This is a genomic window from Paraburkholderia sp. RL17-373-BIF-A (genome assembly GCF_046030175.1).
Lineage (GTDB): Bacteria > Pseudomonadota > Gammaproteobacteria > Burkholderiales > Burkholderiaceae > Paraburkholderia.
The window spans coordinates 95,433-118,854 of record NZ_JARESO010000014.1; the positions used below are offsets into that span (position 1 = coordinate 95,433).

The following is a 23,422-nucleotide window of genomic DNA, read 5'->3' on the forward strand; positions in this document are numbered from 1 at the left end:
CACGTCGCGCCTAGCGCGCGATCCGGCTGAGCGTCATGCCGCGCCCGGCGTAGAAACGCACCATGGTTTCGAACGGCAGATACACATCGGCCTGATGCGGCGCGATGCCCGAGGGATTGTGAAACCACACGCCATCGCGGCCGCGTCCGTGCAGCAGGATCAGATGGCCGCCTTGGCGCTGATTGGGCCGCTCGGGATAGCGGATTTCGGGGCTCACGGAGACGATCGCCAGCGTCTCGGCGTTCAGGCGCGCGGCCATGTCTTCGATGGACGCCTGCGGCAGCACGTCGACCTGAACGCCGAACGCGTCGGCCACCCAATCGGCAAACGGCCGGTAGATCAAACCGTCGACGCCGCCATCCTCGCGCATGCGGTACACGCCATGCCGCAACGCTTCGTCGAGCAGCGCGGCGCGCGGTGCGTGTTCGATGCGCCAATAGTCGAGCGCCGACTCGAGGCACGTCAGGCCGCACAGGCGCTTGGCCCAGAAGCGGTAACGCTCGGGATCGGAGAAGCCGCTGCGCTGCCAGCCGGGATCGGCGCACGGATCGCCGTGCTGCTCGACGATCCGACCAACCCAGTCGGGGCTGCCCCATTGCGTGTAGTACGGCACGCCGGCGTGGCGCAAGGTCGGTTCGTTCATTGGTTGGTGCGGGAGGAAGATTGAGACAGAAGCGTTTTACAGCATGCTGCGAGGCCGTTGCATCGTGCCGTCGAAGAAACGCTGCAGGCGGAACGCCGACAGATCGAGCGACGCCTGGCCGCCATCGTTCAATTCCGCGAGCAGCTTGCCGACGATCGGCCCCATCGCGAAACCGTGACCGCAAAAGCCGGTGGCGATCGTCAACCCGCTGACCTGCGGCGGCGCGTCGATCACCGGAATGCCGTCGGGCAGCACGTCGATCAGACCGGCCCACGATTCGACCACCTGCGCGTCTTTCAACGCGGGGAACAAGGCGCGCAGTTTTTTCAACGCCCGGGGCGCATGGCCCACGTTCGGCTGCGGATGCGGATCACGCGGATGCAGCACACGTTCGTGTTTCGACACGCCGCCCGGCAAACGCTCGCGCAGATCACGCAGACATGCGCCGTTCAGGTGGAAGCTGAACTTCTCGCGCTGCGCCCACAACTCGGGCAGGAACCACTTGAGCGCGCGGAAATGGCCGAGCGTCATGTCGACGTCGACCTGCATGTCGTCGGCGAGATTGATCGCGCCGTTCGCGCGCTGCCGCACGCCGAGGCCGTGGCCCCAGAACGTCGACGCGCTGATGCGCGGCAGCGGATTGGTGCGCATGCAGGTGCCGCGCACCGCCTGCTGCGGCAGTTCGAGCCCGAGCGTTTTGAGCAGACGCCAGCTGCTGGCGCCGGCCGCGCAGATGAAGCGCGAGGTGCGCAGCGTACCGCGCTCGGTGACCACGCCGGCAATCGCACCGCCCGCGCGCTCCACGCCGATCACGCCGCAGCCTTCGAAAAAGAGCGCGCCGGCCTCCGCCGCCCGCGCCGCGAAAGCAGCCGCGGCGCGACGCGGTTCCGCCTGGCCATCGCTCGGCGTGTAGAGGCCGCCGAGCGCCGGAGCGTGCATGCCGGTCACGACCGTGTCGATCTGCTTGCGGTCGAGCGTGCGCGTGTCGAGCCCGTGCTGACGAGCGACGTCCATCCATTGCTGGAACGAGGCCCAGTCCTCCTCGCCGGTCGCCACGTACAGACAGCCGCCCTGACGCCATTCGAGATCGAAATTCAGCTCGCTCTCGAGTTTTTCCCACATCGGGATGCCGGCCATCATCAGCGGCACTTCGGCGGATTCGCGGCCCTGCTGGCGCACGAATCCCCACGCCCGCGACGACTGCTGACCGGCGATCCGCGATTTGTCGAGCACCACCACCGAAAGGCCACGGCGCGCCAGGTAGTAAGCGGCGGCGCAGCCCATGATGCCGGCGCCGGCGATCACCACATCGGCATGGTTCGGGAACACCTGGTCGGCGGAAGTGAGGCTCGCGTGCAACGGGTAAGTCGTGGTCATCGGGCGGGCAGGTTTTAAGTGTGGGCGTAATCTTCGCAGGCGGCCCGGTTGTCCGCAATGCCGCTGTGCCTGAAGACCGACGGTGCAAGCGCGTTGAAGCGCGTCCGCAGGGGCTCGCATGCCATTCGCGCTGTTTATTCGCCACACAGATATCTGCATTTTATTCGCCAAACAGATATACGTAAAATATGCGTCACACGAATATTTGACAAATATTCGTGTGACGCATAAAGTGCATTTATTCGTGTCGCGGATAATCTGCCATGCTCCACCTCATCGCCACACCGGACCAGATGGCCCAGCTGCTTGCCGCCAGCCGGCGGCAAGCCGGCCTCACGCAGGCCGAGGCCGCCGCGCGGATCGGCGTCAGCCAGAGCCGCATTTCGGCCTTCGAAACCGACGCCGCCGCCCTCACCCTCGCACAATTGCTGGCCTTGTGCGGCGTCTACGGCCTGCAATTGCAGTTGCGCGACAAGAGCCAGGCGCTGCCGGGCCCGGCGCCGTTGATCGAGTGGTGAGCATGGGCCGCCAAACTCACTCACGTGCGCTATCGGTATGGGCCAACGGCGAGCGCGTCGGCGTCTGGCGCCTGCCCGCTCGCGGGCCCATGGAGTTCGCCTACGATCCCGCGTGGGTCGCCTCGCCCGCGGGACGGCCGCTGTCGCTGTCGCTGCCGTTCACGCCGGGCAACCTGGCGCAAAAAGGCCCACGCGTCCTCAACTATTTCGACAACCTGTTGCCGGACAGCGAGGCGATCAGAAAACGCATCGGCCAACGCTACCAGACCGAGACGCTCGATGCGTTCGATCTGCTGCAAGCCATCGGCCGCGATTGCGTGGGCGCCGTGCAGTTGCTCGCCGAAGACGACGCGCCGCAAGGCGTCGAACGGATCGAGGGCACGCCGCTCACGGACAGCGAGATCGAGACCATGCTGGCGCGCACGGTCAGCAACCCCGCGCTCGGCGCTCCGGACGAGACGGACGACTTCCGCATCTCGCTCGCCGGCGCGCAGGAGAAAACCGCGCTGCTGTGGCACGACGGCAAGTGGCAGCGGCCGCATGGCGCCACGCCCACCACGCACATTTTCAAGTTGCCGCTCGGCCTCGTCGGCAACAAGCTCGCCGACCTCAGCACCTCGGTTGAAAACGAGTGGCTCTGCCTGCGGATTCTGCGCGCCTATGGCCTGCCGGTCGCCAATACGGAGATCATGACGTTCGGCAAGCAGCGGGTGTTGAGCGTCGAGCGCTTCGACCGGCAAATGCATTCGAGCGGGCAATGGCTGCTGCGTCTGCCACAGGAAGATTTCTGCCAGGTGTACGGCGTGCCGTCGCATCGCAAATACGAAAACGAAGGCGGCCCGGGCGTGCTCGACCTCGCGCGAATTCTGCAGCAATCGGTCGAGGCGCGGCAGGACATCGAAACGTTGCTGGCAAGCCAGATTCTGTTCTGGATGCTGGCGGCGCCGGACGGCCACGCCAAGAACTTCAGCATCCGCCTGCTGGCGGGCGGCCACTACCGCCTCACGCCGCTTTACGACGTGATGTCGATCTGGCCGGTGGAAGGCAGCGGCCCGAACCAGTGGTCATGGTTCAAGGCGAGGCTAGCCATGGGCATGTGGTCGCGCAGCAAGCACGACGCGTTTCGCGACGTGCAGCGGCGCCACTTCAACACCATGGCGCTGAAGTGCTCGTACGGCGCGGACGCGGAACCGCTGATCCAGCGGTTGATCGAACAGACGCCCGGCGTGATCGAGCGGGTCTCGGCGGAATTGCCCGAACGCTTTCCGGCCAAGGTCGCCGAGCGGATTTTCAAAGGCCTGAAAAACTCGGCGGCGAAGCTCGGCACGATGTCTGCTGGTTAGAGGTTTTCGGGCGGCTGGCATCGGGCGACATATTTCTCTTCAGATGCAGCGAGGTTTCATCGGTAAAATACATTGATGCTCAATGCATAAAAAGATCGCCAAACCGGTCCTTGCCGACTCTCGCGCGGACGGGCTCGACGGCGGTCGTACAAAACTACAGATTGCGATACTTTTTACGGTACATTTGCTGTCCCCTGCGACGCCGCGTCTTTGCGCATTGAATGTGCATGGCCGCGCTGCGCCTGTCGTATCGCACTCCCCAGTACCCTTTAAGACGGCGGATTCTCACGCAGTATGGCCAACGAAACAAACTCACCTGACTCCATCGCAGTCGCCGAGCGCGTGCGCGAGTTGATGAGCCGGCACGGAATCGGCAAACGCCAGCAGACCACGGAGCTGTGCCGCATCCTCGATCTGAGTTTTTCACAGGGGCACCGCAAGTTGCGCGGCAACAGCCCGTGGACGCTCTCGCAGATCAAGAAGGTCGCCGAGGTGTTCGGCGAACCGGCCGCCCAGCTGTTCGGCGCGCAATCGCTCGATCCGGGCATGGTCGGCGCGATCGCCCAGGAAGCCGTGTTCAGCATCGGCGCGATCGAACTGGCCTGCACGGCCTGGGTCGGCGCCGCGCTCGAGGCGGGCAGCCGCCCCGAATTCGTCGCGTACTCCCGGCTCGGTCAATGGCGCGTGGCGCGCCACGACGGTACGCTTTACCAGAGCGCGTACGAAGTTCACAAGATCGAGATCTATCCGCGCCGCGCCGAAACCGACAAGCCGACCATCGCCGTGGTCGACGACGATCAGGCCAGCGCCGACAACCTGCGCGACTATCTGGAGCGCAGCGGCTTCGCGGCGGTGGCGATCTACGGACTCGCGGCCTTTGCCGACCAGTTGCAAAGCCAGGTGTTCGACGGCATCGTGATCGACTGGCTGTTCGGCGCTCAGACTTCGGCGAACGCGATTCGCGCGGTGCGCGCCTCGGAAAATCCGGACGCGCCGATCTTCGTGCTGACTGGCGAATTGCTCACCGGCAAGGCCAGCGAATCGGAGATCAGCCAGGTGATCCGCAATTACGACGTCGCGTGCTATGAAAAGCCCGCGCGCATGGCGATCCTGGTCGCCGATCTGTCGAAGCGGCTGAACCGGCCCTAAGCGGATCCACTCGCGCCGGCAAACGGCTGAAGGCGTGTGCTCAGGTTGATGCCCACCTTCGCCCGGCCGCCACGCTTCGCATCACACCGTATGCCGCGAAGCCAAAGCCCGCTGCAACGCGCTGCGGAGCTCCTCGTAATGTACCGGCTTTAATAACGCCTCGAAGAACGGCTGCGAGCCGGCTTCTCCTTCTCCCGCCCCTCCGGCTACTTCCTCCTCCGGCGCATACGCGCTGACCACGATCACCGGCACACCCGCGGACGGCCCGCCCCGCGTGGCGAAGTCCGCGAGAAACGTATAGCCGTCGCGCTCGGGCATGTGCAGATCGAGCAACACCACGTCGCAACGGCGCGTGTCGAGCCAGGCGAGCGCATCGTCGGCATTGGCGACGGCGTGCGCGTCGAAATTCATGTGCGCGATCATTTCGCTGAGCGACTCGCGGATCAGACGGTTGTCGTCGACGATCAGCACGCACGGGCGCGCGCCACCACCTGGCTCGGCGCGCGCCGCCACACTCTGCGGCAGCGCAGCCGCGACCGGCGTAACCGGAATCGTCACGGTGAAGGTGGTGCCCTCGCCGACCTTGCTCGCCACCTCGACGGTGCCACCGAACAGTTTGACCAGCCCCTGCACGATCGTCAGCCCCATGCCCGCGCCTTCGAAGCGACGCGTGCGCGACGCGTCCAGTTGAGTGAATTCCTGGAAGATGAGCGGAATCTGCGCATGCGGCACGCCAGGCCCCGTATCGCTGACGACGAAAACCAGCATCGCCGGCCGCTGCCGCAACTGCACGCGCACCGTGCCGGTCTCGGTATAGCGGATCGCGTTGGTGACGAGGTTGTTGACGATCTGGCGGATGCGGTGCGGATCGGAATCGACGAGTCCGCTCATGCCGCTCGCCTCGCTCTCCAGTTGCAGACCGCGCGCGGCGGCCGACATAGCATGTTCATCGACGATCGACGCCAGCAGTTCGCGCGGCTCAAAATGCTCGTGACGCAACTCGAGCTTGCCGGCGCCGAGGCGCGCGTAGTCGGTCAGATCTTTCATCTGTGCCTCCAGATGCCGCGCCGCCGTTTCGAGCCGCTGGATCACCTTGCGGTCTGCCTCGGAGTGATAGTTGAAGCCCAGCAATTCGATCGACGACACGATCGCATGCAACGGCGTGCGCAGTTCGTGGCTGATCATGCCGAGAAACGCGTCCTTCGCATGACTCGCCTCGCGCGCGGCGCGGCTCGCCTGGTGCTCGGCTTCGAGCGCCGCATGCTGCTGATGCATCAGGCGCGTCCGGCGCCGTCCGTTCAGCACGAGCAGCAGCGTCGCCGCCGCCGACAGCAACAGCAGCAACATGCCGCCAGCGAACAGGATGCGGCGCTTGTCGATGAAGTCGCGGTTCATCGCTTCGCGATCGGCGACATCGGCGAAACGGCGGCTCAGCGCGAGATCGTTGACCTCGTTCCAGTGCTGACGCAGTTGCGCGACGATCCGGTTGGCCTGGCTGCGGTCTTTCGGCAGCGCGTCGACTTCGGGTTCGATGCCGCCCAGCAACTGATCGAGCGCATGGATTTCGTCCAGTTGCCTTTGCAGCAGCGAGAGCTGGGTAGTCAGCCGGCGCGTCGAGCCGGCCATCACGTGCAGCTTGGATTGCAGCAACTGGTAACGCAGCATGAGCCGCTGATAGTCGTCGTCGACACCCGACTGATACAGCAGCAACTGATTCTCGAAGCGCGCGTAAGCGATTTGCAGTTGCGCGGCGTCCCAGTAGAAGCCGTCGTACGAGCCGGTCAACTGCTCGGTGGCGCGCGGGTTGAGCAGATTCGCGTACAACAGATAGCCGATCGCGCCGACCGGCGCCGCGAGCGCGGTCAGCCAGATCAGCACGTAGAGGGCACGGCGCCACGGATGGCGCATTATTTGACGATGAGGGCCTTGATCTGCCATACGAATTTCGAATCGCCCGAGGCGCCCGTGAGTTCATCCGGGAACGCATCGCGCGGATAGATAAGGAACAGCGGCCCGAAGTCGCTGATCTTCAGACGCCGGCCGTTCATGCTGTACGCAACGACCACGCCATAGCGATCGCAGTCCGACACCGGAATGGTGTAGGTATAGTCGTCGAGCGTATGGATCTCGACCTGGGTGCCATATGCGCCGACGGTCTTCAGAATATCCGCCAGCAGCGGTCCTGTGAAGGTGGAGCGCGGCGTCCACGTGGTCGAGGTCGTGATCGAATGGACCGGCAGCGCGAGCAGTTGAGCTTCGGTGAGGCGGTATGTCTTGTGCGCGGCATCGGTGGTCTTGCCGATCTTGCCTTGCACATCGAGCGCTAAAAGCGGCAGCTCCGACTGAGCCTGCGCGCTCCACGCGGCCAGCGCGAGGACGAGGCCCGCAGCCCAGCGTGCGCCCGTGACGGCGCGTTTTCGGTCATTCACCCTGGTGGTCGAGTTGGTCATCTGCTTTTTTATTCCGTTATCTATTTTCTTGCGGGCGGCCTGACAGTCGCCGGCTCGGTCTGGTGCCGGCCCGCCGCCCCTCGCCCCGGCCGCGGTCTCGCTTCGCGCGTCGGGGTGCCGCGCGTCACCCCGACGCGCGATCTTTGAACCGCATGCATAATATCGCCAAAATTCTTTGTCTCAAAAACGAGGTCCCTCGGCCGCGCCAGAGACGCTCGCCCCACCCGCGCCACGCGACGCCCTACGAGTCATGAACAAGCCGGTTTTGCCCCTGACGTACGAACAACTCGATCACTGGATCGAATCGCTGCAGCCTGCCTTGCTGGCGGAGCGCTTCACGATCGCGATCGGCATTCTGCGCGGCGGCGCGCCGCTCGCGCTGATGGTCTCGCATGCCGTCGGCACGCCGGTCGCCTTTCTGCGCTACGATCGCCAGGCGCGCACGGTGGCCTGGGATTCGACGCTGCCGATGCCGCCCGCGGGCTCGACCGTGCTGCTGTGCGAGGACATCGCCGGGCGCGGTTTTACGCTGACCGATTGCATCGCGTTTCTTCAGCAGCACGGTCTCGTGGTCAGGACGCTGACCGGCGCCGTCGACGACCTGAGCCGCACGCAACCCGACTATGCAATCGACGCGCGCGGCTACTTCGCGCTGTTTCCGTGGGAGCGCCAGGCGTACACCGAGCGTTATCGCGACGACTGGGCGCGCGTCGAATCAGGCGCCGCGCCCGCGATGGCCGACGATCACGAATACGCCACCTACGCGATAGACCTCGACGGCATTCTGCTGCCCGACGTGCCGCTCGCGCGTTACGACGAGGATCTGGCCGGCGCGCTAGCCGAACGCGATGCACTGCTGCCGTTCGAGGTGCTGCCGGAGATCGACTTGCAGCGGGTTCGCACGATCATCACCGGCCGGCCGGAAGTGGATCGCGCGCGCACCGAAACGTGGCTCGCGCGGCACGGCTTCGGCCATCTGCAACTGGTGATGCGCACGCCCGACACGCACGATGAAAGTCCCGCCGGCAGCGCCGCGCACAAGGCCGCGGCCGCACTGCGCGGCGGAGTCACGCATTTCATCGAGAGCGATCCGGTGCAGGCGCTGCTGATCGCGCAGCAAGCGCCGCTCTTGCGCGTGATCTGGTGGGACGCAGCCACGCAAACCGGCATGCTGGTCGGCGCGCGCGCGTGGACCTGAGCGCTTGGGCGCCTGGGCGCCTGGGCGCTAGACTTCTTTCGCTTCCTTGATCTCCTTGCCGTCGCGCAAGTGTAGATGCCGCGCGGCCCGCTGCGACGCGACGACGATCAGCTTCATCGTTGCGCGCGTGGCGCCGACGAACAGCTTGCGCGCGATGCGTTCGTCGAAGGTCTCGAAGTCGACCTCGGTGAATATCACGCACGGCGCCGCCTGTCCCTTGAAGCGGTAGATCGACTCGAACAGCACGTCGCCTTCGCGGTATTCGGGGTTGCCGAACAGATCGTACTTGCCCGTGAAACTGCGCAGCCGATGCGGCCCAAGGTGATCCAGCGCGCTCATCGCCGAGCCCTCGCGGCCGCGAAACGACAGCACCACGATGTCCTGCTTGCGAAAGCCGAGCGAGAGCGCCTGCGTGATCGCACGCTTGGTGGCCTCGATGCTGCCTTCGGCGGCATTCGCTTCGTCGTAGACCGAGAGGGAAATATCGGAGCCGTCGAACGGACTGCCCGACGCGAGCGCCGCGGCGACCGGCACCGAAGCGCCGACCACGTCGCGCACGTAATCGAGAATGTCGCGCGGGCTGCGATAGTTGGTGGTTTCCTTCAGCGTGGTCCAGCCAGGTAGCGCGACGGGTTCACGCATGTACAGATTCTGCAGCGGGTCTTCGAGCCACCACCACGCGGCGCCGGGGCGCAACAGACGTTCGAGCGCGGCGACCCACGGCTGCTGGAAGTCCTGGCCTTCGTCGACGATCAGCACGTCGAATTGCCAGCGCGGATCGATCGGCGTATCGGCGAAAGTCGTTTCGAGCTGGTCGAACACATCGCCCGCCTGGAAATCGGGTTCGCGGCCCGCGTCGCGCGCGATCCAGTCGCAGAGCTGGTGATAGTTCGCTACCTTCGCCTCAGGCGGCGCGACCCGTGCGATGTGATCCGCCAGCGGCCGGTTGAAGCACACGTATAACGGACGCTGGCCGCGCGCCACCGCGTCCTTCATGACCTGCACCGCGAGTTGCGTCTTGCCGGAGCCGGCCGTGCCGATCACGCGCAGCCGGAACGGCGCGAACTCCAGCCGCCGCGCCCATGTCGCGAGACCGCCCGCGAGCCGCGTGACGAGCGTGCCTGCTTGCCCGACCAGCGCGCTCGCGTCGGGCGTGAGCGCCAGTTCGTCGGCGAGAAAGTGGTGGATTTTGGGCGCGCAGGCAAGGCGCGGTTCGTCGGCCGGCAAGGCTTCGCGGATGATCGCCGCGAGCCGGTCTTTACGCGTTGCATCGACGATCCGCGCGGGATTCACGCCGGCGATCGCCGCGTCCTTGACGATGTGATCCGGACAGTACAGCAGTTCCTCGACGAAATACGTGCCCGCGCCAAACGCCGCGGTAAAGCGCCGATGCAGACTTTCGATGGTGTGCGCGAGCGCGATCGCCACATTGCGCTCGGTCTGCAGATAGACCTTGACGAGCCCTTTCGGCGTTTCGCGCAGAAAGCCGGTTTTCTGTTCGACGATCATCACGCGCCCAGCCGGGCTGACGATCACGAAATCGGCTTCGCCGAACACCGAGAAGTTCTGGTTCAGGCGCGTCCAGTGCACGCCGTGATAGACGGTGTAGCCATCCGGCAGGGCCTCTTCGAGCAACGCCAGCGTTTCGCGTTCGCGGGCCGCCGCGCCGGTGGCGGCGAGGCTCTTCCAGTCGTCGGGAACAATGCGGGCCATGCGTGCCTCGTCGGATTCGGGTGGGCTCATTGTACGCAACGCGCGCGCATTGCCGAATGCCTGCCGGGGCGTCGCTTTCAGACGCGCTTCCCGTTATGTTCGGCCCGGCCGGCTGCCGCCCGGCGGCGCGCAAAATCACGCGCATCGTGTATCGTTACTGGCTGAACGCCGCGCGACCGGCGCGGCTTACCAACGTAAAGAAAAGGATTTACCGGATGATTACGATCTGGGGACGCGCCAATTCGGTCAACGTCCAGAAAGTGTTGTGGTGCTGCGATGAGCTGGTGCTGCCGTATGACCGTATCGACGCCGGCCTGCAATTCGGCCGTAACAACGAAGCCGACTATCTCGCGATGAACCCGACCGGCAAGATCCCGACGCTGGTCGACGACGACTTCGTGCTGTGGGAATCGAACTCGATCCTGCGTTATCTCGTGACGCAGTACGGCGAAGGCAGTCTGTTGTATCCGTCGGAGCCGGCATCGCGCGCCAGCATCGACCGCTGGCTGGACTGGTCGCTGTCCACGCTGCAACCCGCCGAACGACCAGTATTCTGGGCGCTCGTGCGCACGCCGGCCGCCGAGCGCGACGCCGCCAAACTCGCCACCGACTTCGACGCCGTCACCGCGCTGTGGCGCATGCTGGACACGCATCTGCAAGGACGTTTCTTCCTTGAAGGCGAGAAGTTCACGCTGGCCGACATCGTGATCGGCGCTTACGCCAAACGCTGGTTCGGGCTGGACGGCGTGGCGCGGCCGCCGCTGCCGAATCTGGAGCGCTGGTATTCGCGTATTGCGACGCGCACGGGGTTCAAGAAGTACGTCGACTTCCCGCTGACTTGAGCCATCGGGCCGCGCGCGGCCCGTGCTCTGGCCACGCGCGCTACCGCTCGATCATGCCGCGCATAGCCAAGGCGGCGGCCACGCGCTTCGCGCGCCGGCACGGCAAGACGCGATGGCCTTTATAATCGACGCATGAAGACCGCCAAGCCCGCCGCGACCGCCGACAAAGCCACCTCTGCCGCCTCCGCTCATTCCGATGAGCCGGGGCACACGCACGGTGTTTCGCAGGAAGCCGCACTGACACTCGCGGAAGAATATTGCCGCGAACGCGGCGAAAAACTCACGCCGATCCGTCGCAAAGTGCTCGAATTGCTGCTGAATTCCGGGCGCGCCACCAAAGCGTATTCACTGCTCGACGAGATGCGCCAGATCCATCCCGGCTCGGCGCCGCCCACGGTGTACCGGGCGCTGGACTTTCTGCTCTCGGCGGGGCTCGTGCATCGGATCGAATCGATCAATGCCTTCACCGTCTGCCACGATCTGACGCAATGCCAGCACGGCATCCTGGTGGTGTGCCAGCAATGCGGCAACGTCACCGAATTGCATCAGCCAAAACTGCGCCAGGCACTCGTCGCACAAATCGAAGACTCGGGCTACCGTCTCGCGAGCGATGAAATCGAATTGAAGGGATTGTGTTCTGCCTGCCAGGCGTTGGAAGCGGCGGCGTCGAGCAAGGATTCGGGAACGCCTGTCGCCGTCAAGTAGCGGTAACGAACGGCAACGTGCGCAAACCGCACTCGACCCCGCTTTGCCATCAAGCCAGGCATCTGAGGATGCAGGCGTCTCACGGCGCGGCTGTCAAGCCGTGCCGCGAATCCGTGGGTTAGCTCGAAGCCCTGATTCAGCCCGCCGCGCGAGCGTGGATCGCGTCGTGCAGCAGCGTCACGAGGTCATCGGGCAAAGCCGGCTTGGTCATGAAATGCTGGAAGCCTTCGCCGATGCTGCGTAAGCGGTAAGCGTCGTCAGTGTGGCCGGTGAGCGCCACCGCCACCGACGGCGGGTGGTCGCCGCGAATCTCGTGGTCGCGCAGGCGCTGGATCAGGTAGAAACCGTCCATGGCGGGCAGTTCCAGATCGCACACCACGGCGTCGGGCAATAACCGCAGCGCCGCCTCCACGCCCTCTTCCGCATCCGCCACAGCGACGACATGCGCGCCTTCCGCTTCGAGTAATAGGGTCAACGATTCCCGGCTGTCCGGGTCGTCTTCTACGAGCACGATCGTGGCCTGATCGAGTCTCAATGCTCCGTTCATTTTCCGTTGTTGCTCTAAAAAACCGGTTAGGCCGTCCGACTTGGCCAACGTTTCGCCCTGCTGCTTGCCGCCGATTTGCGCGGCTGCGATATTGCTGTTCATGGTTCCGACTCGATTTCGTACGCCGAGTTGCACACAGGCCCAAGATTGTAAAACATGGCCCGAGCACCAACGCGCGCACAGTAACGCGCCAAAATTGCACGCCAATGAAAAACCGGCCCTCGGCGCCACAGTCATGGCTGACCGATGCCGACTCCCGATTCGCCGCGGCGGCTCGTGCAAACCCCATTGGCACGGCCCTTCCCGCCTGGCGCCTCTATTCACATTCCTGTTCTTTTGCAAAGCCGGCGACCTGTGTTGATGCCGCCTGCATTTACATCCAACCCATCAGTAGCACGTTGCGTGCCTCGCCGGCTTCGGCGTCGGACGAATGCGGCGCGGCGCGGGGCCTTGCTGAACTGGCTGCGCGGGGCGCTATCATCGTGGGCGCACCGCATCGGGCATTGCGCCGTTGCGGCGCCGCGCGTCATGGGCTTGCCATGCCCCGTTTTCCGCTTCCCACCTTGAGGCCGCCCGACACCATGTTCGATCTCGACTCCGCCACGCTCGAAGCCCTTCGCCAGGTCAGCACCGCCACGCTGACGACTCAATTGTTCAAGCGCGGCCTGCGCAATACGTTCATGCAGGGCGTCGCGCCGCTCGCCGCGCACAGCGGCGCGAACCTGGTCGGGCCGGCGTTCACGCTGCGCAACATTCCGTCGCGGGAAGACATCGACGTGCTCGAACTCTTCGCCGATCCCGAGTACGCCCAGCGCAAATGTGTCGAAACGATTCCGGCCGGCCATGTGCTCGTGCAGGATTGCCGCGGTGAGCGTGGCAGCGCGTCGTTCGGTTCGATCCTGACGCAACGCTTGAAGGTTCGCGGCGTGGCGGGCATGGTGTCCGACGGCCCGGTGCGAGACAGCACGACGATCGCGGCGCTCGGCATCCCCGTGTTCTGCGCGGGCGCGAGCGCGCCGCCCAATCTGATTCGCCATCACGCGGTGGATATCAATGTGCCGATCGGCTGCGGCGGCGTCGCGGTGTTTCCAGGCGACGTGATCGTCGGCGATGCGGACGGTGTGGTGGTGATTCCTTTGAAAATGGCGGTAGAGGTCGCGCAAGCCGCTGCCGAACAGGAGCAACTCGAAGCGTTTCTCACCGAGCGGATTCGTGACGGTGCCGCCTTGCCCGGCACTTACCCGCCGAACGAAACGACCAAAGCCGCTTATGAGGCGTGGAAGGAAAAACGCAAAGCGTAAGGCGGGGTGATCGCGTTCCGCGTGACGCCGGCGCGGCTCAGCGAGCAGCGGCCATCAATCGGCTATCAATCGGCTATCAATCGGCCTTCTTCGGACCAATGCCCTGCAGCAGCAAGGCCACGGCATGCCGCGCAATCTCCTCGCCGCCGATATTACGACGCACGGGATCGTTGCACCACAGCTTCGACGTGGCCAGCGGCAAAATCGTCAGCCCTAGCAGCGTGACGAATACGAGCGCGGGTTCCAGTCCGGCGTTCAAGCGCCCTTCTTTCTGCCAGCGGGCAATGGCTGACAGCGACGCCTTCTGATGCGCGTTGCCGAAGCGCTCGTGCATGCGCTGACGCAACAGACCGCCGTCGCTGATCACTTCGCGCACCCACAGCGACGGAAACCACGGATGGTCGGCCGCCACCTGCACCAGTCGCTGTGCGAGTTGCGTGATCGCCGCGACCGGATCGTCGGGATTTTCCTGGAACGGCACGCCGAGCCCCGCGCGCAGCGGCGCGAAACGTTCGTCGATCAGCACGTCGAGCAGTTGATCGCGCGTCTTGAAGTAGTAATGCATCATCGCCGGCGTGAAACCGGCCTCGCGGGCGATCTCCCCAAGCGTGGTGTCGACGATGCCCTGCCGCGCGAACAGCACGAGCGCGGCATCGAGCAAGCGGTTGCGCTGCTCCGGTCCGCGCGCGGTGCCTGAAGGCCTGCCTGGCCGCCGCGCGGGTGCGGCGGCGGCCTCAGGTTTTACCGACAGCGCGCCTGCGTGGGTTTCAACAGCCTGGCTCGGCGCGGAGCGCGCCTTGCGAACCTTCACGGCAGCCGTGTCAGGCACCGTGTTTTTCACCCTTCGACCATCGGACGGAATCCTTGCCATTGCCTTCAAATTGACTGGTGACGCGATGTCGCATATATTAATCTCCGAATTAATTAATTTCAACCCGTGATGCCATGGACCAATCGACCACGACACAACCTGCCGAGCTGACGCAGGCCCACGCGCAGGCGAGCGCGCAGGCAGCCGCTCACCCGCCGATCCGCCTGCTGTTTCCGGCACTGCTGCTGGTCATGCTGCTCGCCGCGCTCGATCAGACGATCGTCTCGACGGCGCTGCCGACCATCGTCGGCGAACTGGGCGGGCTCAATAATCTGTCATGGGTGGTGACCGCCTACCTGCTCAGCTCTACCATCGTCGTGCCGCTGTACGGCAAGTTCGGCGACCTGTTCGGCCGCAAGATCGTGCTGCAGACAGCGATCATCGTGTTCCTGGTCGGCTCCGCGCTGTGCGGTATCGCGCAGGACATGACGCAGCTCATCGTGCTGCGCGCACTGCAAGGTCTCGGCGGCGGCGGTTTGCTGGTGGTGACGATGGCCGCCATCGCCGACGTGATTCCGCCGGCTGAACGCGGTCGCTATCAGGGCGTGTTCGGCGGTGTGTTCGGTCTTGCGACCGTGATCGGCCCGCTGCTCGGCGGCTTTCTCGTCGAGCACCTGACGTGGCGCTGGATCTTCTACATCAATCTGCCGCTCGGCATCATATCGCTCGTCGTGATCGGCGCGGTCTTCAGGCCGCACGTTCGCCACGTGAAGCACACCATCGACTACATGGGCGCCGCGTTTCTCGCCGGCGCCCTCACCTGCATCATCCTGTTCACGAGCCAGGGCGGCACGATCCTGCCGTGGTCGTCGCCGCAACTCTGGTTCACGCTGGGCATGGGCCTCGTGGCGATCTGGGGTTTCATTCACGAAGAACGCAGCGCGGTCGAACCGATCATGCCGCTCGAACTCTTCAAACAGCGTACGTTTTTGCTGAGCAGCCTGATCGGCTTCATCATCGGCGTATCGCTGTTCGGCTCGGTGACGTTCCTGCCGCTGTATTTGCAGGTGGTCAAAGGTTCGACGCCATCGGAAGCCGGCATGCAAATGCTGCCGATGATGGGCGGCCTGTTCCTGATGTCGATGGTGACCGGCCGGGTGATCAGCAAGATCGGCAAGTACCGCATGTTCCCGATCGCGGGCACGTTTCTCGTGGCGGTCGCAATGCTGTTGCTCGCACGCCTGCAGATCAGCACGCCGATTCATGTGATGTATCTCGACATGGGCATTCTCGGCTGCGGGCTTGGCATGGTGATGCAGGTGCTGATTCTCGCGGTGCAGAACACCGTGGAGTTCAAGCATATGGGCGTGGCGACTTCGGGCGCGACGCTGTTCCGCTCGATCGGTGGTTCGATCGGCGTGGCGAGCTTCGGCGCTGTGTTCTCCAACGGTCTCGCCGCGCGCCTCGAAAAGCTGATCCCGCCCGACACCGAATTGCCGCACGCGCTCGGACCTGCCGCGATCCACGAGTTGCCGCAAGCGTTGCGCGACGATTATCTGCAAGCATTCGCGGGCGCGTTGCACACGGTGTACCTTTCGGCTGCGTGCGTGGTGGTGCTGGCGTTCGCGCTCGCATGGCTGCTGAAGGATCATCCGCTACGCAAGCACTGATTATTTTCCCGCTTTTCTCAGGCGCTTGATGCAAGCGCTTAAATGACGAGGTCGGACGCCACGCGCGCCGACCTCGTTCTATTTTCAGCGCCCTTCGAATGGTGTGAAAAAACCGTCACGCCCGTTCGTCCTGCCGATATAGGGGGTATTTCGTCGTACCTGCAAATGTGCGCTAGCGCACATAACCTAGGTAGCAACGGCGATTGACGTTCTCACTGAAACGCCACATATTGCAACCAGCGGCATCGCAAGCGTGGCCTTGCCGCAATGACTCTCCGGCGCATGTGGATTGTGATTTCCGCGGACATTGCTCCCGCTTCAACATGATCCGGAACATGCCGTAATGGCATCGTTTTCCAAAGGTGGGTCCACAGCATGTCCACCCAGACACTACTCGGACATAGTTTTCCAACGCCTTGCAAGCGGTGTGGCGGCGCACTGTACCGGCAAGTCGACTATTGCCCATATTGCGGCGCGGTCCATCCACTCGACGCGGGTCCGCACAAGCGCACAGTGATTCCCGGCAGCCGCGCCAGCGCCATGAATAAAGCCGCGCAAAAGAACAGCCTCGAGAACAGCCTCGACGCGGCGACAGCCGACGAGACCGACCCCACGACGCGTGCCGCGTTCGCGAGCGAACCCGCTCGTGGCGAGGCAGTGATGCCTGCGTCCGCACTCGTTTCACCGGATGCGCCGATTCCGCATCTTCATGCGCTGCCCAATGCGGCGGCTCACGGCGCAATCCCGCTTCGCAAGGTGCTCTATGCCATCGGCGCAGTTGTCGTAATCGGCCTGGCGTATGTCGGATATGCGCTATTCAGCGATCGCGATTCATTGAGCGGCAGTAGCGACCAGTCGGCTGAAACCGAAACTACTCAGGACGCCAGAACGACGACGGGCACGATCGCACTGTATTCGCCGGCTCAGTCCACCAACCAGGCTGCCACCGCGGGCAAACCCGCCGTGCCCGTCAATCCCGCCAGGCCGGTACAGGCGATGCCGGCGACGCCCATCGCGCCACCGGTGGCCGCTGCGCCCGCCAAACCCGCGCCACAGTTCCGCGATGCCGCGCAAGCTTTGCAGGCGGCGCGCCTCGCTTTCCGCGCCAACGATCTCTCCGCGGCACAAGCCGCGCTCGGCGCCGCGCAAACGATGCAACCGGGCAGTTCCGACGCACAAGACCTCGCGGCAGAATTGAAGTCGCTGGCCGCCCGCCGCGACGCCGCGTTGCAAGCAGCGCAAACTTGCGCCGCGCAGCAGTCGTGGCCTTGCGCACGTCAACACGCCAACGAAGCGCTCGCGATCGATACCGGCAACGACACGGCGAAGTCCATTCTTGAACGCGTGATTCGCGAGACCGGCTGGGCGCCGCTCAACCCGCGCGCCGCGGCAGGCACGCCGCCACAAGCCAAAGCGTCGGCGCAAGCGCAAGCCGCAGCCTCGTCGCAGCAGGCGGTTCAGCTACAGACGCCGTTGCCCAAAGGCACGCCCCCGAACAGCGAAGTCGTGGTGGGCGCCCCGCGTTCCGCCGCCGCGACGCCGGAGGGCAACAGCGTCGAGGCACGCGAACGCGCCATCAAGGACTCCGGCTGGAAACGTCCGGCGACGAATGCCGCGAAGCCCTCCGCGGGTGGTTCACCGAGCCAGTGACAGATAATCTGGATACCGAATCGTATAAACAATCCGCCCGAAAATCGCGCACGTCAGCGCGTATCGTTTGAGAGGTAACAGACGGACGTGGCGGGCGCGGCACATAGAACATGACATGGCAATCCGGCTCACTGGTGCTTCACGCGCGTCGACGCGCGAAGTCGTACGAACCTGACCGATAGGTAGATAGACCATGCTGAAGAGACTTCTGGCGGGATGGCTGGGGCTGGCGCTGATGGTCGCATCTTCACTGGCCTGTGCGGAGCCGGCGCACTACAAGATCGTCACCGGTCCGGAACGGGGTACGTATATTCAGATCGGCCAGGATCTGTCGAAATGGGTTGCGCAACCAGCGGGCATCGACCTGGAAGTAATGGCCTCTAAGGGCTCCGCTGAAAACGTGCAACGCATGCGCTTCGAGCCGGGCGTGAAACTGGCGCTCGTGCAATCCGACGTGTACCAGGCTTACATCGACATGGCCAACGCCGGCAATGCCGATGCCGGCACGGCAATCCGGCCGCTGCGGCTCATCATGCCGCTCTACGACGAGGAAATCAACGTCGTGGTGCGCGCGGACTCGCCGCTGAAAACCCTCGCTGATATCAAGGACAAAAGCATCAGTGTCGGCCTGATCGGCAGCGGCACCGCGCAGTCGGCCACGACGCTCTATCACCTGATGTTCGGTCAGGCAATTCCTGAGCAGAACATCCAGCATCTCAGCAACGAAGACGCGCTGGCCGCGTTGATCGTCAAGAAAGTGGACGTTGCGATCATCGTGGTCGGACAGCCGGCGAAACTGTTCAACGACATGAACCCCGACCTGTTGCAGCAGATCCGCCTTCTAAGGGCCGATCCGGCCGCGCCCGAAACCACCCGCGCCAAACAAACCTATTTCCCGACGACGATTCGCGCGGCCAGCTATCCGACCTGGCTGAAGGAAGACGTGCCCGCGCTGACCGTCAAGGCGTTTCTCGTCACGTACGACTATGGCCTGCGCGATACCGTCGGCAATCTGAATCGCTTTGCTGATTCGCTATGCGCCAACTTCGACAATCTTCAGGAGCACGGGCATCCGAAATGGAAGCAGGTGAAGCTGGAGTTGCCGCCTCTCGTGCGCGGGTGGAAATACTACTCACCGGTCGAGAAGCATCTGCGCGCGTGTCTCGTGAACAAGAGCGCCGCGATGAACGCCACGGCGGTCCAGCAGGCCGCGCCGAAACCGCGTCCGACGTGTACGGATCAGGAACGCTTGCTTCTGCTGTGCAAGTAAGTTCGGCACATTGGCAAGCGAATGTTCAGGCGCGCCATCGGCAACGACTGAACTAGCCGGCAGCCTGACCAGCCGGCTTCGGCGGCATTGGGCCGAAGAACATCGCCATGAACTTGTCACGGCCGATCACGCGGACCAGTTCGGCGATCACGCAATAGCTGGCGACCAGCGTCACCAGCAAGATCTGGATGGCCCAGAAATGCGGCCAGTGCAGATCGGCGAGCAGCTTCTGGTTGGCGGCGGCGAGACTCGGCGCCTCTTTCCAGTATTCATAGAGATGCTCCAGATAGTGCACGATCAAGGCCACCAGCGTATAAATCGCCGTCTTCCAGCCGATATTCCAGATCAACGGTTTCCGGGGAAAACGGTTGATGAACGGCAGCATGTTGGCGATCAACACCGACTTGCCGAGAATCAACGCGGCGATGGTCACGGAGACCGACGTTGGCAGCGTGACGTCGTAGCCTCGGTTGATCAGCGCGCGCATGATCGCGACAATATGCAGGATGACGAAGAAATAGATCGTCGGCGGAAGCATCTCCACAAATTCGTGCTTGATCTTCGCGGTCAGTTTGCTCATGTTCGTCTCCGGTGTCGATCAGAGTTAGCGCTTTAGCGCTTACTTTGATCCCACGCAAAGCGGGACCTCACCACGCCCAACGAACGCCCGCGTTGCCGATGATCGTCCGTTGATGTTCGCCACCAAGATTCGTGACGTAACTGACGGTGGCGAACGCGCTGCCCTGCTTCGTAAGCTTCGCCACGACTCCCGCGCCGATCTGCCCGGCGGTTTGGCCCACCGTCGTCACGATCGGCGTCACGCCGGCGAAGGTCGCCTTGTCGTCGCTGCCGAACGAACGCAATACGCTCAGGCGCAAGTAGGGTTGCAAAGTGGTGTGCTCGACATCGTAGTGCCCCGCGAGCCGCACTCCGAAACGGCCGACGAAGGTATTGCCGTTGTTGAACGTCACCGTCGAGATGCCGTCGTTCAGATCGTTGATCGACAGATGCTGCCAGATCAGTTGCGCCTGCGGTTCGAGCGTCAGGCCGTAGCCGATGGCAATTGGCAGGCCGCTTTCGAGCGAGCCGGTCACCGCATTGCCGTGCGTCGTCGTCGCGATGCCGTTGCGTGACGAGGGATCGACCACCAGCGAGCTGCCCATCACGACCGCGTCGGTGTACCAGCCGCCCGCGCCGACATGCGTCCAGTATCCGCCGAGGCTGTATGCGTTGATCGCGAGATGACCGACGTCGGCGTTCGGCGTGGCGTCAGCCAGACCGCTGACGTCGCCCGTTGCGCGCGCGAAGCCGATAAAGAAGCCGAAATGGTTGCGTTGGCCGCTCGCCGTGGTGTCGGCGTAAATGTCGTGGCCGGCCTGCACGCCGACCACGGAGCCGTCGAATTCAGGATTCACATCGCCGCTTTCACTCAGCGTGCTATGGCCGCCCCACACGCGGCCCCATGCAGCGGGCAACGTGCCGTTTTCGGAGAGCAACGACTGCTCGCCCTGACGGTCGTGAAAGTTGTCGACCTGCAGAATGCCGAGCTGACGCGCGACGCTTGGGACCTCGGCATAGATCGCAACCTCGGGGCGGTATAAGGGCATGGGTGCGGCGCTCGGCGACAGGCTTGGAAGCGGCGGCGTGCCGGCCGCGGCGATTGGAAGGTTCGGTTGGATGCCTGTTGGTGTCCCAGGCGGCGTACCGGTTGGCGGCGTGCCCGTCGGCGTCCCACCTGGTATTCCGGTCGGGGGCGTTCCCGTTGGCGTTCCCGTCGTCGTACTCGGCGCGGGCGGCACCGTATTGCGCAAATACCAGCTCTCCGACGTGCCGTTCGTGACGCCGCCTTTAGCGAGGTAATAGTCATACGCACCGGCCGCGACCACGCCGCCGGACAGTCTGAACGCGGATAGGTCCGTCGTCGCGCCGTTCGCTGCCTGCACGATCTGAATGCCGTCAGCGAGCGTCGGCGCGCCTGCGCCTCCGACATTAGTGACCTGCAACGTCGACGAACCCGTGGCCTTGCCGCCGTTGACAACAAGTTTGTCGGATGCCGAGTTGTCACCGGCAAGCACGGCACCCAGCGAAATCGTGCCGTTCTGGCCGACGTAGTTGCTGACCGTCAGCGTGTTGCCGACGCTTCGGGCGTTGCCGATTTGCGCGAGACCGGCGTTGACCAACTGGCCATTGATGGTGAACGCGCCGTTAGGCTGATCGTCGAACTGTGCGAGCGCGTTGGCGACGCTGATCGTGCCATTGTTCGTGACGTCGCCGGTTACACTACCGTAGCCGCCGAGCGTCGCACCGGACGCGACCGTCGTCGCGCCGCCGCCGAGCGCGGCGCCCGGGCTCGCGGCATCGCCTACTACCAACGTGCCCGCGCTGACGGTCGTGCCACCGGCGTACGAGTTCGCGCCGTCGAGAATCAGCATGCCGGTGCCGACCTTGTTCAACGCGCCCGCTCCTGAGATGTTCTGCGTGATCGTCGACTGGAAGTCTTGCGTGTCGATGGTGCCGCCGCCGGCCGCAATCGTGATGGCCCGCGTCGCGGCGAGGTCGAAGCTGCTACCGAACTGCAGCGTGCCGCCGTTGAATGTCACGCCGCCGTTCGCCGCGCCAAGCGCGTTGTCCGCCGACGCCGACAGCGTCCCTTCAGTTAGCACGGTACCGCCCGAATAGCTGTTGCCACCCGCTGCGGCCGGCGCAAGCGTCAATGTTCCTGCCCCGGCCTTTTCGACCGAGCCGGTGCCCGAGATCAGGCCGCCATAAGTGCCCGCGCTGTCTTGCGCAAAGCGGACCAGTCCATTGTCCGTGACGTTCTGCGGCAGGGTCTGCGCATTAGCTTGCAGCGTCGAGCCGGCATCGACGAGCGCCGCCGCCGATGTGCCGAGTGTCCCGGTGAGGTTCAGTGTGCCGGTCTGCACGTGAGCGAGCGTGAAGGTGCCGGTGCCGGTCCAGTTCCACAGCGTGCCCTGCATGAGCAAGGTCTGGAAGTTCGTGAATGCGTTCGATGCCGTCCCGCTCCCTTGCAAGGTCACCGTGTTGGAGCCGGCGCCGCCGTTCGCACTCCCGTTGATGACCGAGCCGCTTTGCAGGATCAGCGAGTCGTTGCCATTGCCCATCGTAATGGCCGTGCCGATACCGCTTTGCACGAGCCCCGCGTTGATGATCGTCGAATTGCCGTTCAGCGTGCGGATACCGGAGCCGTTCTGACTGATGATCCGGCCGCCCGCGCGGTTCTCGATCAGCGCCGTGAAATTCGAGCCTGCGGTGTTGGAGAACACCGCGTCAGCCGAAGTACCGCCGGCAGTCGCGCCGCTCGCGGTAATCGTCCCCGTGTTGATCAGGTGATCGGCGTTCCCTTGCATGTAGACGGTCTGCCCCGCCGCGCCGGTCGTGGACAACTGGCCGCTGTTGTTGACGGTGCCGCTTCCGCCGAGTATCGATGCAGCCCGGGCATTGCTGCCGGAGGTGGACACCGTGCCGGTATTCACGATCATGTTGCCGGCCTGTCCGAGATTGGTCTGCCCCCACGCCGCGGATATGCCATAGGCGTTGGGGCCGCTGGTGGTAATCGAACCGTTGTTGGTCAGCGTGTTGTTGCTGCCGTTCGCGGCCATGCCGTCGTTGAATGCGCCGGTTGTGCTGATCACGCCCGCTGACGCATTGGTGAGCAGGTTTGCGCTGCTCACGCCGAGCAGCACCGCCCCGCGCGCGCCCCCACTACCGCCGCCACCGGTGAGCGAAAGATTGCCGCTGCTCGTGATCGCGCTGCCGGTGTCGACGCTCAGCGCCACCGGCTGCGCAGCCCGCGCAAAATTGCCGACGGCGGTCGAGTCGACATTGATCGTTACGCCCGTGCTGCCCGTCTGGGCAGCCACTGCAGGGATGCCGGCTCCCGTACATGCCACAGTTGTCCCGCTGGGCGGGGCAGTACCGGTGCATGACGCCACTGCAGACGGAGCAAACGCCCGGTACAGCAGCACGGCAAAACCAAGCCTCGTTCCAAGCGTTTTCAGCATGTGTCTTGTCCCTTTCCCTGATGCTTCATGCGGACAAACTCGCTGAGTTATAGCATTCGAAACAGGCTCTTACCAGGTTGGATTCCTGGCGGGACTTTAGGCGTGGGCCTGTTTCGCCTTGCCACGAGCCGGTCGCCGTGACGAGCACATCGCCAGCCATGTGACCGCTGTACCGCCCCATTCCTCGGTACAGTTTGGACGATTTGCACCGAT

Annotated in this window: 19 protein-coding genes; 10 read left to right on the forward strand and 9 right to left on the reverse strand. The window is 64.2% G+C overall.

From position 1 onward, the window contains the following. Positions 1-10 precede the first annotated feature (10 nt). Together P0D80_RS19080 and P0D80_RS19085 are read right to left on the reverse strand one after the other, a co-directional pair. Positions 11-643: a cysteine peptidase family C39 domain-containing protein gene (locus P0D80_RS19080; RefSeq protein ID WP_408286010.1), complete on the reverse strand. Its 633-nt coding sequence runs from the start codon at positions 641-643 to the stop codon at positions 11-13. A gap of 36 nt (positions 644-679) precedes the next feature. Beyond that, complete coding sequence (locus P0D80_RS19085; RefSeq protein WP_408286011.1) at positions 680-2,020, reverse strand: NAD(P)/FAD-dependent oxidoreductase; 1,341 nt, start codon at positions 2,018-2,020, stop codon at positions 680-682. 263 nt (positions 2,021-2,283) lie between these two features. Here P0D80_RS19085 and P0D80_RS19090 point away from each other — a divergent pair, with 263 nt between their 5' ends. From P0D80_RS19090 to P0D80_RS19100, 3 genes are all read left to right on the forward strand, one after another. Further along, complete coding sequence (locus P0D80_RS19090) at positions 2,284-2,538, forward strand: helix-turn-helix domain-containing protein (RefSeq protein ID WP_310815576.1); 255 nt, start codon at positions 2,284-2,286, stop codon at positions 2,536-2,538. 2 nt (positions 2,539-2,540) lie between these two features. Continuing rightward, positions 2,541-3,881: a type II toxin-antitoxin system HipA family toxin gene (locus tag P0D80_RS19095; protein ID WP_408178398.1), complete on the forward strand. Its 1,341-nt coding sequence runs from the start codon at positions 2,541-2,543 to the stop codon at positions 3,879-3,881. Between the two features lie 294 nt (positions 3,882-4,175). Beyond that, entirely contained in the window at positions 4,176-5,030 is an 855-nt protein-coding gene (locus P0D80_RS19100; RefSeq protein ID WP_132382904.1) for a helix-turn-helix domain-containing protein, read from the forward strand. A gap of 81 nt (positions 5,031-5,111) precedes the next feature. Here the strand turns inward: P0D80_RS19100 and P0D80_RS19105 are convergent, their stop codons facing one another. Continuing rightward, positions 5,112-6,968 (reverse strand): ATP-binding protein, encoded by a 1,857-nt coding sequence (locus tag P0D80_RS19105; protein WP_408286012.1) that lies wholly within the window; start codon positions 6,966-6,968, stop codon positions 5,112-5,114. Beyond that, entirely contained in the window at positions 6,938-7,480 is a 543-nt protein-coding gene (locus tag P0D80_RS19110) for a putative pterin-binding protein (protein ID WP_408286014.1), read from the reverse strand. Before P0D80_RS19110 ends, P0D80_RS19105 begins: the two co-directional genes overlap by 31 nt. 250 nt (positions 7,481-7,730) lie before the next feature. Between P0D80_RS19110 and P0D80_RS19115 the strand changes: the two genes are divergently transcribed. Further along, positions 7,731-8,678, forward strand: coding sequence for a phosphoribosyltransferase (locus tag P0D80_RS19115; protein ID WP_408286016.1), 948 nt, complete (start codon positions 7,731-7,733; stop codon positions 8,676-8,678). 27 nt (positions 8,679-8,705) lie between these two features. On the opposite strand, the gene P0D80_RS19120 is transcribed toward P0D80_RS19115, so the two are convergent. Then, on the reverse strand, positions 8,706-10,391 hold the full coding sequence (locus tag P0D80_RS19120) for an ATP-binding domain-containing protein (RefSeq protein ID WP_408286018.1): 1,686 nt from the start codon (positions 10,389-10,391) through the stop codon (positions 8,706-8,708). 215 nt (positions 10,392-10,606) lie between these two features. On the opposite strand from P0D80_RS19120, the gene P0D80_RS19125 reads away from it, so the two are divergent. Next, complete coding sequence (locus P0D80_RS19125; RefSeq protein ID WP_408178402.1) at positions 10,607-11,233, forward strand: glutathione S-transferase family protein; 627 nt, start codon at positions 10,607-10,609, stop codon at positions 11,231-11,233. 132 nt (positions 11,234-11,365) lie between these two features. After that, a complete protein-coding gene (locus P0D80_RS19130; RefSeq protein WP_408178403.1) occupies positions 11,366-11,938 on the forward strand; it encodes a Fur family transcriptional regulator in 573 nt (190 codons plus the stop codon). Between the two features lie 136 nt (positions 11,939-12,074). Here the strand turns inward: P0D80_RS19130 and P0D80_RS19135 are convergent, their stop codons facing one another. Continuing rightward, on the reverse strand, positions 12,075-12,587 hold the full coding sequence (locus tag P0D80_RS19135; RefSeq protein ID WP_408286020.1) for a response regulator: 513 nt from the start codon (positions 12,585-12,587) through the stop codon (positions 12,075-12,077). A gap of 479 nt (positions 12,588-13,066) precedes the next feature. Between P0D80_RS19135 and P0D80_RS19140 the strand changes: the two genes are divergently transcribed. Beyond that, complete coding sequence (locus P0D80_RS19140; protein WP_408286132.1) at positions 13,067-13,786, forward strand: ribonuclease activity regulator RraA; 720 nt, start codon at positions 13,067-13,069, stop codon at positions 13,784-13,786. Positions 13,787-13,862: 76 nt separating this feature from the next. On the opposite strand, the gene P0D80_RS19145 is transcribed toward P0D80_RS19140, so the two are convergent. Then, positions 13,863-14,657 carry a TetR/AcrR family transcriptional regulator gene (locus P0D80_RS19145; RefSeq protein WP_408286022.1) on the reverse strand — a complete coding sequence of 265 codons (795 nt, stop codon included), beginning with the start codon at positions 14,655-14,657 and terminating at the stop codon, positions 13,863-13,865. A gap of 74 nt (positions 14,658-14,731) precedes the next feature. Between P0D80_RS19145 and P0D80_RS19150 the strand changes: the two genes are divergently transcribed. The 3 genes from P0D80_RS19150 to P0D80_RS19160 all read left to right on the forward strand — a co-directional run bounded on the left by P0D80_RS19150 (position 14,732) and on the right by P0D80_RS19160 (position 19,187). Then, positions 14,732-16,267, forward strand: a complete 1,536-nt coding sequence (locus P0D80_RS19150) for an MDR family MFS transporter (RefSeq protein WP_408178406.1) — start codon at positions 14,732-14,734, stop codon at positions 16,265-16,267. Between the two features lie 375 nt (positions 16,268-16,642). Continuing rightward, positions 16,643-17,917, forward strand: a complete 1,275-nt coding sequence (locus P0D80_RS19155; RefSeq protein ID WP_408286025.1) for a zinc ribbon domain-containing protein — start codon at positions 16,643-16,645, stop codon at positions 17,915-17,917. A 193-nt stretch (positions 17,918-18,110) separates the two neighbouring features. Further along, positions 18,111-19,187 (forward strand): TAXI family TRAP transporter solute-binding subunit, encoded by a 1,077-nt coding sequence (locus P0D80_RS19160; protein WP_132382882.1) that lies wholly within the window; start codon positions 18,111-18,113, stop codon positions 19,185-19,187. Between the two features lie 52 nt (positions 19,188-19,239). Here the strand turns inward: P0D80_RS19160 and P0D80_RS19165 are convergent, their stop codons facing one another. Then, a complete protein-coding gene (locus P0D80_RS19165; protein ID WP_408286027.1) occupies positions 19,240-19,767 on the reverse strand; it encodes a hypothetical protein in 528 nt (175 codons plus the stop codon). A gap of 67 nt (positions 19,768-19,834) precedes the next feature. Next, positions 19,835-23,209: an autotransporter outer membrane beta-barrel domain-containing protein gene (locus tag P0D80_RS19170; protein ID WP_408286029.1), complete on the reverse strand. Its 3,375-nt coding sequence runs from the start codon at positions 23,207-23,209 to the stop codon at positions 19,835-19,837. Between the last annotated feature and the right edge of the window lie 213 nt (positions 23,210-23,422).

Excerpts from the sequence above, each read along its gene's own strand:
- P0D80_RS19080 (WP_408286010.1), bottom strand. The coding sequence starts at position 643 with ATGAACGAACCGACCTTGCGCCACGCCGGCGTGCCGTACTACACGCAA.
- P0D80_RS19085 (WP_408286011.1), bottom strand. The coding sequence starts at position 2,020 with ATGACCACGACTTACCCGTTGCACGCGAGCCTCACTTCCGCCGACCAG.
- P0D80_RS19090 (WP_310815576.1), top strand. The coding sequence starts at position 2,284 with ATGCTCCACCTCATCGCCACACCGGACCAGATGGCCCAGCTGCTTGCC.
- P0D80_RS19095 (WP_408178398.1), top strand. The coding sequence starts at position 2,541 with ATGGGCCGCCAAACTCACTCACGTGCGCTATCGGTATGGGCCAACGGC.
- P0D80_RS19100 (WP_132382904.1), top strand. The coding sequence starts at position 4,176 with ATGGCCAACGAAACAAACTCACCTGACTCCATCGCAGTCGCCGAGCGC.
- P0D80_RS19105 (WP_408286012.1), bottom strand. The coding sequence starts at position 6,968 with ATGGCAGATCAAGGCCCTCATCGTCAAATAATGCGCCATCCGTGGCGC.
- P0D80_RS19110 (WP_408286014.1), bottom strand. The coding sequence starts at position 7,480 with ATGACCAACTCGACCACCAGGGTGAATGACCGAAAACGCGCCGTCACG.
- P0D80_RS19115 (WP_408286016.1), top strand. The coding sequence starts at position 7,731 with ATGAACAAGCCGGTTTTGCCCCTGACGTACGAACAACTCGATCACTGG.
- P0D80_RS19120 (WP_408286018.1), bottom strand. The coding sequence starts at position 10,391 with ATGGCCCGCATTGTTCCCGACGACTGGAAGAGCCTCGCCGCCACCGGC.
- P0D80_RS19125 (WP_408178402.1), top strand. The coding sequence starts at position 10,607 with ATGATTACGATCTGGGGACGCGCCAATTCGGTCAACGTCCAGAAAGTG.
- P0D80_RS19130 (WP_408178403.1), top strand. The coding sequence starts at position 11,366 with ATGAAGACCGCCAAGCCCGCCGCGACCGCCGACAAAGCCACCTCTGCC.
- P0D80_RS19135 (WP_408286020.1), bottom strand. The coding sequence starts at position 12,587 with ATGAACAGCAATATCGCAGCCGCGCAAATCGGCGGCAAGCAGCAGGGC.
- P0D80_RS19140 (WP_408286132.1), top strand. The coding sequence starts at position 13,067 with ATGTTCGATCTCGACTCCGCCACGCTCGAAGCCCTTCGCCAGGTCAGC.
- P0D80_RS19145 (WP_408286022.1), bottom strand. The coding sequence starts at position 14,657 with ATGGCAAGGATTCCGTCCGATGGTCGAAGGGTGAAAAACACGGTGCCT.
- P0D80_RS19150 (WP_408178406.1), top strand. The coding sequence starts at position 14,732 with ATGGACCAATCGACCACGACACAACCTGCCGAGCTGACGCAGGCCCAC.
- P0D80_RS19155 (WP_408286025.1), top strand. The coding sequence starts at position 16,643 with ATGTCCACCCAGACACTACTCGGACATAGTTTTCCAACGCCTTGCAAG.
- P0D80_RS19160 (WP_132382882.1), top strand. The coding sequence starts at position 18,111 with ATGCTGAAGAGACTTCTGGCGGGATGGCTGGGGCTGGCGCTGATGGTC.
- P0D80_RS19165 (WP_408286027.1), bottom strand. The coding sequence starts at position 19,767 with ATGAGCAAACTGACCGCGAAGATCAAGCACGAATTTGTGGAGATGCTT.
- P0D80_RS19170 (WP_408286029.1), bottom strand. The coding sequence starts at position 23,209 with ATGCTGAAAACGCTTGGAACGAGGCTTGGTTTTGCCGTGCTGCTGTAC.